Source organism: Acidiphilium sp., assembly GCF_049977125.1.
Lineage (GTDB): Bacteria > Pseudomonadota > Alphaproteobacteria > Acetobacterales > Acetobacteraceae > Acidiphilium.
The window spans coordinates 1-4,417 of the sequence record NZ_JBMFGY010000192.1 but is presented as its reverse complement, the minus strand read 5'-3'; the positions used below and the strand labels follow the sequence as shown (position 1 = coordinate 4,417).

Here is a 4,417-nt window from a genome sequence, read left to right as displayed (position 1 = left end):
CTAAGGCCGGAGCTTCCGAGTTGGCGATAATCCATCGGGTTGGTCCTATCACGGTTTGCGACTCCCCGATCAGGGAAAAGTCGTCTGTTACCGGTAAAGTACAGCGCCTCTGCCGCTTTTGTCCACATCTTCCGAGACTTTCATTGCGGCCCCACTGCGAATACCAACAAATTACCATGAGGTATTTTGGACTTCGCAAGGCACGCCGTAGCTTGAGATCAGGGGGCGCAACACCGGAACCAATGTCAGCTGATTCTTTTCACGCAGCGTCACGACGGCCACGACGGATTCAGCCATTTGGGCCCGAGCGCTGCGATGTCCATACTGCTGCTTCGACTGGGCAACCTTGCGGATCGGCTGCGCAACCCGGGACGGAGTTCGGCTGAACGGCCAGCGGTCCGTTACGCGATCACAGCCCCAAGCGCTTGCAAAACCCGGGCAGGTGTAATCGGTAATGCAGTCAACGGACCGCTATCCGGACCCAGCGCATCGTTTACCGCGTTCAGCACCGCTGCTGCTGCGGCAGCGGTTCCAGCCTCGCCTGCCCCTTTCGCACCCAGGGCGGTTTCGGTAGTTGGCGTACAAACATGACCAATCTCGATATCGGGCATTTCGGCGGCCATCGGCACCAGATAATCAGCCATCGTTGCATTGGTCATCTGACCGTTTTCATCATAGCGACAGGCCTCGAACAGGGCGGCTCCAAGCCCCTGAACCACACCGCCACGAATCTGTTCGTCGACCAGCAGCGGATTGATGATGGTACCACAATCCTCGACCACCCAGTGCCGAAGCAACTTGACGAAACCAGTCTCGAAATCGACCTCGACCAATGAAGCCTGCACTCCGTTGGTAAAGGCGAAGGGATACTCACGCGGGACGTAGTGACGAGTTGCTGACAGCTCGGACACAACGTCGGGCGGCAGGGTATCCGGACGAAAATGAGCGATCCTTGCAAGCTCGTCCATCGACATGCGAGGGGTGCCGACAACATCGACAATCGCGCCATCGCGCAGATCGAGCGCGGCGGGATCAACCTGCAGAAGGCTCGCCGCCAACGTCAGTAGTTGGCCGCGCAGCGCGCGTGCCGCTTGCCAGACCGCCTCACCGCCCACCCCCGCGCCGCGCGAAGCCCAGGTGCCGCCGCCGTAAGGTGTGGCGTCGGTATCGCCGAGTTTTACCATAACGTGATCCGGCGCCAACCCCAACGCCTCCGCAGCGATCTGAGCAAGGATGGTTTCAGTACCTTGCCCCTGGTCCGTCACGCCGGCCTGCACCACGATATGGCCACCGGCATCAAGCCGGATTGTCGCGCCCTCCTGCGCCGATATATGCGCTCCGCCGACGCCATAAAAAGCCGCGCCTGGATTGGTGATCTCGATAAAACTAGCGATACCGATTCCCCGTCGCACCCCACGAGCCAGTAAGTGCGCTTGTTCCGTCCGCAGCGCATCATAACCCATCATAGCGCTGAGTTTTTCAAGACACGCATGGTGCGAGAGCGCCTCGAACCGCATCCCGGTGGGAGAGGTCATCGGATATGCATCGTCCGGAATTAGGTTCCGGCGCCGCAATTCGACCGGATCAAGGTCGATCCGGCGCGCGGCAGCATCTACCAGCGCCTCTGTCACTGCCGTGGCAATCGGGTGGCCGACGGCGCGGTACTGCGACATCATAGCCTTGGTCTGAAACACCACCCGCGTCCGAGCGCGATAATTTGCAACCGCGTAGGGGCCGCCGATCAGGTTGATCACTTGGTTCGCCTCGACAGCCGAGGTCCGGGGATAAGCGGAATACGGACCGATCCCCGTAAGGTCGTCGATATCGAATCCGGTAATCGTTCCCGCCCGCGTAACCCCGATACGTGCGCGGACCTGATGTCCACGGGCATGGATATCTGCGGTAAAACTCTCCAGCCGATCAGCAACGAAGCGAACCGGCCGGCGCAACGCACGGCTTGCCGCAATCGCGGCCATTTCATCGGGATAGATATGGATCTTGATACCGAACGAGCCCCCGACATCGGGGGCAAGCACGCGAACCTGCCGTGCTGCGAGCCCGAAATGTCGTGCATAAATATCCTGTAGCATGTGTGGCACCTGGGTGCCGGCATATACCGTCAGACGCTGCTCGCCCTCGTTCCAGTCCGCCACCACCGCGCGAGGTTCAAGCGTGACGCCAGTGTGCCGTGCGAAGTCGAAATCAAGACTGATGATTTCGTCAGCAGAAGCCATGGCGGATAAGATATCGCCGGCGTCGATCCGCCTCTGGAAGGCAAGATTGTCTCCAAGTTCGGGGTGTAATGGCGTGGCATCCGCATCCAGGGCAGCCAGCGCGTCAACCAGCGGCGTCAGCGGTTCGTAATCGACCATGATCTGTTCGGCAGCGTCTTCCGCCTCGGCACGACTGGCGGCCAACACCATGACGATCGGTTCTCCCTGGAAGCGCACACGCCCCCGCGCCAGCGGATATTGCGGTGCTGACTTCAGTCCAACCATATGCGTCAGAGTGCCAATCCATGGGGAGCACCAGGATGCAATGGTATCAGCATCGAACACCCCTGCGACACCAGGCATCGTCCGTGCGGGGCCCAGATCGATGTGCCGCAACTCGGCATGAGCATGAGGCGAACGTACAAAGGCGGCGTGGACCATCCGGGGGAGAACGATATCGCTCGTGAACCTGCCACGGCCCTGAGCCAGTCTGCGGGACGCGGCGCGTGGCACGGCACGTCCGATCTGGTAAAATGAACGGTCGGGCAGGTCGCGGTTCATTGATTTGCAACGCTCACGATCGCATCGACAATCGCCTCATAGCCGGTACAGCGGCAATAATTACCCGACAGATGTGCGCGAATGGCGTCACGATCTGTCGGATTCGGGGCCGTGGCAAGGAAATCGAGCGCCGTGATCACCATGCCCGGTGTACAAAACCCGCATTGCAGAGCGTTGCGTGAGGCAAAGGCAGCCTGGATCGCCTGTGCCTCGCCCGAATCCGAAACCCCTTCAATGGTTTCGATCTTCGTACCATCGGCCTGCACCGCCAGTACCAGACAGGAGCGAACGATTGCGCCATCGAGCCGAACGGTGCAGGCTCCGCAGACGCCATGTTCACAGCCAAGATGGGTGCCGGTAAGCCCACAATGCTCGCGCAGGAAATCGGCTAGATGCAGACGCGGCAACACCTCAGCCCGGATCACCTCGCCGTTCAGGGTCAGCGTAACGCCAGTCATGCACTGAGCCATACGTTAAGCACTCTACGCAGTAAAACACGCGCGAGGTGTAGGCGCATTGCCGCTCCAATTTCCGGATCACAATATTCAGGCAAATCTTCAGCGAGAGCAACGCAGGCCGCTTCGATCCGATCACGATCCGGTATGCCCCTTCCCAACAACGCAGCCGAGCGAGAAGCAATTATTGCAGTGGGGCCAGCTGAAAAAAAAGCGAGTCGAGCACCATCCACACCCATAGTCGCCGCGAGGCCGATGATGGCGTAGTCACCGTGCCGTCGCGCCAGTTCGGCGAAGCCCCAGCGGCGTTCGCGTCGCGGTATCTCAACAGCAATCAGAATCTCATCCGCCGTCAGGACGGTTTCGAACATTCCGGTAAAAAAATCGGCTGCTGCGATCCGTCTGATTCCCGCGGGTCCTTCGCTGACGATTGTAGCGTCGAGCGCCAACATCACTGCTGGTAGTTCAGCTGCCGGATCGGCGTTGGCGAGACTACCGCCGATGGTGCCGCGCGACCGGATTGCGGGGTGGGCTACATGCGCGAGGGCTTCGGCGATCAGCGGGGCATGATAGGCGATTTCAGGATCGGTTAGCAGATTGGCATAGGTGCAGGCGGCGCCAATCCGAAGGCAGTCGTCGATCAACGTAATACCTTTCAGTTCTACAAGCCGTCCTATATCGATAAGCAGAGCCGGTGCGGAAAGCCTGAAATTGAGTGCAGGCAGCAGGCTCTGACCGCCAGCCAATAACTTAGCATCAGAAAGATTTGCGGAGAGGCAGGCGATTGCCTCGGCTACTGACTTGGGCCTAACATAATTAAAGGCTGCGGATTTCATCCATGATTTCGGGCAGGATTGAACCGCATTGTCAAGCTGATGGGGTGAACTAAGCAGAAATCGATGGGTTGACCAACGATCGCGGTAGGGACTCCCATCACTGCGCGCGCCCCGCACAGATCCGTCCGGGCGCGACTCGCGCATACGGCTCCCACCTTGGGTGTTTGACGGCGAAACGATCGCGCGGCCATGGGTGAAGGATACGCGGCTTCGGGAGTCAGTCGTTGGCCAGCGTCTTCATCCGTTCGTATGTCGTGTTGTCCCTCTGGCTCCGTCGCTTGAGGGAGCGCCGCCAGCTTTTTCGGGTACATGCGATTACAATAGAATTTTAGTCGATTACCGGGGATCTTAG

Annotated in this window: 3 protein-coding genes; all 3 read right to left on the bottom strand. The window is 59.5% G+C overall.

The genetic code is table 11. The annotated features are described in order from the left end of the window. Nucleotides 1–401 precede the first annotated feature (401 nt). The 3 genes from ACP5E6_RS16425 to ACP5E6_RS16415 are packed head-to-tail and all read right to left on the bottom strand — an operon-like array spanning nt 402 to nt 4,065. Nucleotides 402–2,774: a xanthine dehydrogenase family protein molybdopterin-binding subunit gene (locus tag ACP5E6_RS16425; RefSeq protein WP_427955926.1), complete on the bottom strand. Its 2,373-nt coding sequence runs from the start codon at nt 2,772–2,774 to the stop codon at nt 402–404. Then, nucleotides 2,771–3,232 (bottom strand): (2Fe-2S)-binding protein, encoded by a 462-nt coding sequence (locus ACP5E6_RS16420; RefSeq protein ID WP_427955924.1) that lies wholly within the window; start codon nt 3,230–3,232, stop codon nt 2,771–2,773. Before ACP5E6_RS16420 ends, ACP5E6_RS16425 begins: the two co-directional genes overlap by 4 nt. Further along, the gene (locus tag ACP5E6_RS16415) at nt 3,229–4,065 is read right to left on the bottom strand and encodes an FAD binding domain-containing protein (RefSeq protein WP_427955921.1); all 837 of its coding nucleotides are present in this window, start codon (nt 4,063–4,065) and stop codon (nt 3,229–3,231) included. The genes ACP5E6_RS16420 and ACP5E6_RS16415 overlap by 4 nt, the downstream gene beginning before the upstream one ends. Nucleotides 4,066–4,417: the final 352 nt, after the last annotated feature.